The following is a 3,805-nucleotide window of genomic DNA, read 5'->3' as shown; positions in this document are numbered from 1 at the left end:
CTCTATACAGATATGTCGGACCGAAGGGCGAGCTCAGGGATTATGGGAAGCGCGTTCTCAGCTTAGCGTAGGATTTCGCCCCCTCCCGCAAACGACCCCAAAAACTTTCGGATCGGGCTCTTAGAAAAATCATTGTCAAATAATTGCCTATTATAGCCCATTCGAAAGTTTTTCATCCTGTGTCATTTTTCGCTGACTACGTTATCATACATTCGCTTCATACCACGGCAGGCCTCTAGTTTTCGCGGGTTTCTAACCGCATCGTCTCCAACCAGTGAGCCAAAAAATGAAGTTGCTGCGTTAGGATTCAACAATTTTTCACATTTGGATTTGTACTTGTTCCAAGTATCAACGATTTCCTGCTGCTGCTGTGCCTTTCTATCAAAAGATTCCTTGCTAAGGTCAGTATTTCCGTCATTATTATTTGCAGAATTCATTTCTTGTTGCAATAACTGCGCCTGTCTATTGGCTTCGCCACCAAATATCTTTTTGTAGGTTGAACCCATGGCCGAGTCATCACCGTTTGACATATATTTATTAGTTGATCCATCATTATTCACTACAGTTACTGAACCATCGCCATTGTTCATCCACGTTATGATGGAAGAAACACCATAAACTGTAGTGTTTCCCTGGCATACTGGCATAGTTTGATAATGCCCTCTGCTTACATTATCGAAGTGAATATTTTGCTGCATTGCTTTGGTTAGGACTTGTTCTGTATGCTCAACTTGGCAAGTTGCTGCATAAGAAATAGAAGGAATGTAAATTATAGAAATAATTAAAATAATATTCTTCATACCATACACCTTATTATACAATAGTTATTGTTAATCAATAATGTAAATTGACACACATTTATATAAGTAATTATTTTTACTTCATGAAAAATTATCTGATACTATATCAGTCATGCAGCATCTTTTTTGGCAGTTCGTTTGGTATCAAGATCAAACATATCAGCCTGCGCAGACTCAGAGCGGTATTTAACTAGTACATTCATGCGTTGTCTATGGTCTCCTTTGAAAATTACATCAGGATTGAGTCGCCACAAACTACGGCGCGGTTCGACGATTACGAGTGCTGCTTTTAAGGACCGCATGAGGCGTTGAACCGTTTTAGGGCTAGTGGCTGTAGCGTTTGCAATTTCCTGATGTGTTGCGAGCACCTGATTTTGGTGATCGGCCTTGGACAAAAGCCACATTAGAATTTTCATTTTTGCGTTGCCTACTTCATCCACCAATTCGAGGATTTCAGACAACCAAACCTTATGGAACCCTGCGTCACCAATGGTTTTGGTAACGACTTGCGCCTCAATGATTTCACCGGTTTCCGCATCGAGTAACCGTCGCTGCCCATTGAAAAATGTTGCCATATTCAAAGCTCCGTTCCACCTGGGATAGGTGCAGTAAGTGGTCATCATAATGCCCAGTTTTGTGGTCACGTTCAAGTCCACAAAACTGGTCATTTTTGTCCAGTTAAGTGGTCATTCTTGTCCAGTGAGATGCTGGTTTCCTGCGGGTTTTCGGCATGTTTCTTTCTTGATCTATCTAGGAAGGACCGTTTTCGTGTGTTCTGACGATAGGGGACGACGTCTGAACGGACTGCTTTCCTTCCCTAAAAATTAAAAATTCCACTTGGTGATGTTGGGTGTGCCGGTGGGAATGTGGATTGAGCGTGGAGCCGGTGGGCAGTGGTGTGGGCAGGCGGTGGGCAGGCCGTAGGACTGTCCACGGGCTGTCCATGCCCTGTCCACGGGCGGAGCGCGGCCCGAAGGGCAATCCACATTTCCACCGGCTGGATGTACCACGCCGGGAGTGTACGCGCGCGAGCGGCAAAAACGACGTTGTATCGGCCAGCTCCGGCGCTTCGCGCGCTACGCGGTTCCTGCTCCGCACTCACCCGGAGCCTGTAGGCTGTCGTTCGTTGGCACTGCTGATCTGCTCAGGAAGGGGAGTGGTTGGCGAAGCAGTCGGCTCATTACGCGGCTACAGCGCGTCAGAAGGCCGTAGAAGGCGCCATAGGATCATTTGAATGGATTTGTATGCGTGATGGCATGAAGGGGCCTGTACGGGCTTTTACGGACCTTCAGGCGCTGACAGCGCTCCTTGATGTTCAAGACTACCGACCTTTTTTTGCTGCTGGGTGTCCTTCAGGCCGTCCCGTATGAGCGCATAGGCTTTCGCAGCCACCGATTTGGGAATGGGAGCACCTGCCGCAGACAGTTGGGCGATCATGCTGACCAGACGTTCCGCGTCAGACAAGTCTGTCGCCTGTCTGACAGGTGTGTCAGACAGGTTTTCTCCCTGTTTTCTGCCACTTTTTATGTGGGAGCGAATGGCCCTGTCCAGCCAGTCGCCAATCGTGAGACCTTCCCGCCTTGCCGCCGACAGGGCGGCATTCCGCACTTCTGGGTGAACGCCACGGATTGACCACGGCTTGGGGTCGTCTGTCATGTCTGACTCCTTGTCTGACTTGTCTGACAGGGAGTGTGATGGTGTTTATCTGCCCGGCACAAGCGAAACAGTGTGGGCTATGCGTGTGAGAGGTCGAGGGGCTGGGATACGGACCCCGTTCTAGGGGAACTGGCGGCGCGCATGGACCACATTGACGATCTCAACGCTCGTTGCGGTCACCCGATAGAGAACGATGTAATTTGGATGCGCCACGATTTCGCGCAAGCCAGCCGCTCTTTCGCTGGTGCGATAGAGATAGGGATGTTCGGATAACGGCTGGACGACCGCTTCCAGCCTGATTTTTAGTCGTCGAGCTGCTGGTGGATTTTCGGCGGCTATATCTGTGATAATCTGACGTAAATCGGTACGGGCGGTATCACGCCAGGCGATTGGTAGCATCAGGCAGAACGGCGGCGCTGTTCTGCGGTCCGGATGATGCTTTCCATCTCGGCCATAACCTCATCGTGTGGGATTGGTGGGCGCGGGTCGGCCAGACTGGCTGCAATCTTAGCTTGAAGCCATGCAGTGTATTCAGTTTCCTGTTTGGCCGTCTCGAACTCGGAGACGATGGGGGAGAGTGCTTCGCTCATCATGCGGCTCCTGTCGTGGGTGACGTGACGAGGTATAATACCAGAAAATTAGGTTTGATGCCGGTTTTTTCGTGCTTAGTGTCCCGCAGGAAGAAACCGTTATCAGACGGAAAATTCAGGAAACACCGGGAACGTTTGTCTGTCATGTCTGACACTTTGTCTGACTTGTCCGACAGTGGGAATGGCGTTCCTCCGCTCCGCGCAAGCAAAACAGTTTCAGGGCGCATTGTTGTGCCTGGCCCGCCAGTCGTCATGAGCCGCCTGCATTCTGATCCAGAGGCCGGGGCCATTTCCTAGCAATTGGCCCAGCCGCTCTGCCAGATCGGGTGTGACAGGCTTTCGTGCGGCCAGCAGTTCATCGAGGCTCTGGCAGGATATGCCGAGCGCCTGTGCGATTTCTGGCGCATCCATGCCACTGGCAGGAAAGACGTCCATCCGCAGCAATTCACCGGGATGGGTGGGGCAACGGTTTATATCCCGTGGCATCATTCACTCCTGACGTGAAGTTATGACGATGGGAGCGACCATTCAGGCCCCCCGCCGGTATCTTTCATCGGGGTGCACCAGTGTCCGCCATTCTTCTGGACGACATGATACCCCTCGATCTGGCACCGACCGAATGCCTGTACCTCTCCGGTCTGGTCCATCTGATAGGCGAGCGGGGGTCGTTTGCGGGAGGGGGCGAAATCCTACGCTAAGCTGAGAACGCGCTTCCCATAATCCCTGAGCTCGCCCTTCGGTCCGACATATCTGTATAGA

At 51.0% G+C, this 3,805-nt stretch carries 6 protein-coding genes; all 6 read right to left on the bottom strand.

The window, feature by feature from the left end:
- Positions 1-182: 182 nt before the first annotated feature.
- Positions 183-800 carry a hypothetical protein gene (locus tag CFR72_RS17385; protein ID WP_146220771.1) on the bottom strand — a complete coding sequence of 206 codons (618 nt, stop codon included), beginning with the start codon at positions 798-800 and terminating at the stop codon, positions 183-185.
- Between the two features lie 110 nt (positions 801-910).
- Positions 911-1,468, bottom strand: a complete 558-nt coding sequence (locus CFR72_RS16380) for a replication/maintenance protein RepL (RefSeq protein WP_110914781.1) — start codon at positions 1,466-1,468, stop codon at positions 911-913.
- Between the two features lie 610 nt (positions 1,469-2,078).
- Positions 2,079-2,456 carry a hypothetical protein gene (locus tag CFR72_RS16375; protein WP_110914780.1) on the bottom strand — a complete coding sequence of 126 codons (378 nt, stop codon included), beginning with the start codon at positions 2,454-2,456 and terminating at the stop codon, positions 2,079-2,081.
- A gap of 120 nt (positions 2,457-2,576) precedes the next feature.
- Positions 2,577-2,855 carry a type II toxin-antitoxin system RelE/ParE family toxin gene (locus CFR72_RS16370; RefSeq protein WP_081500435.1) on the bottom strand — a complete coding sequence of 93 codons (279 nt, stop codon included), beginning with the start codon at positions 2,853-2,855 and terminating at the stop codon, positions 2,577-2,579.
- A complete protein-coding gene (gene relB, locus CFR72_RS16365) occupies positions 2,855-3,046 on the bottom strand; it encodes a type II toxin-antitoxin system RelB family antitoxin (RefSeq protein ID WP_026019886.1) in 192 nt (63 codons plus the stop codon). The genes CFR72_RS16370 and relB overlap by 1 nt, the downstream gene beginning before the upstream one ends.
- 216 nt (positions 3,047-3,262) lie before the next feature.
- Positions 3,263-3,535: a HigA family addiction module antitoxin gene (locus CFR72_RS16360; protein ID WP_110914779.1), complete on the bottom strand. Its 273-nt coding sequence runs from the start codon at positions 3,533-3,535 to the stop codon at positions 3,263-3,265.
- Between the last annotated feature and the right edge of the window lie 270 nt (positions 3,536-3,805).

It is taken from the genome of Gluconacetobacter entanii, from assembly GCF_003206495.1.
GTDB lineage: Bacteria > Pseudomonadota > Alphaproteobacteria > Acetobacterales > Acetobacteraceae > Novacetimonas > Novacetimonas entanii.
This window is presented reverse-complemented; position numbering and strand designations above follow the sequence as displayed.

Coding starts and splice junctions, on each gene's coding strand:
- CFR72_RS17385 (WP_146220771.1), bottom strand. CDS start 800: ATGAAGAATATTATTTTAATTATTTCTATAATTTACATTCCTTCTATT.
- CFR72_RS16370 (WP_081500435.1), bottom strand. CDS start 2,855: ATGCTACCAATCGCCTGGCGTGATACCGCCCGTACCGATTTACGTCAG.
- CFR72_RS16380 (WP_110914781.1), bottom strand. CDS start 1,468: ATGACCAGTTTTGTGGACTTGAACGTGACCACAAAACTGGGCATTATG.
- CFR72_RS16375 (WP_110914780.1), bottom strand. CDS start 2,456: ATGACAGACGACCCCAAGCCGTGGTCAATCCGTGGCGTTCACCCAGAA.
- relB (WP_026019886.1), bottom strand. CDS start 3,046: ATGAGCGAAGCACTCTCCCCCATCGTCTCCGAGTTCGAGACGGCCAAA.
- CFR72_RS16360 (WP_110914779.1), bottom strand. CDS start 3,535: ATGATGCCACGGGATATAAACCGTTGCCCCACCCATCCCGGTGAATTG.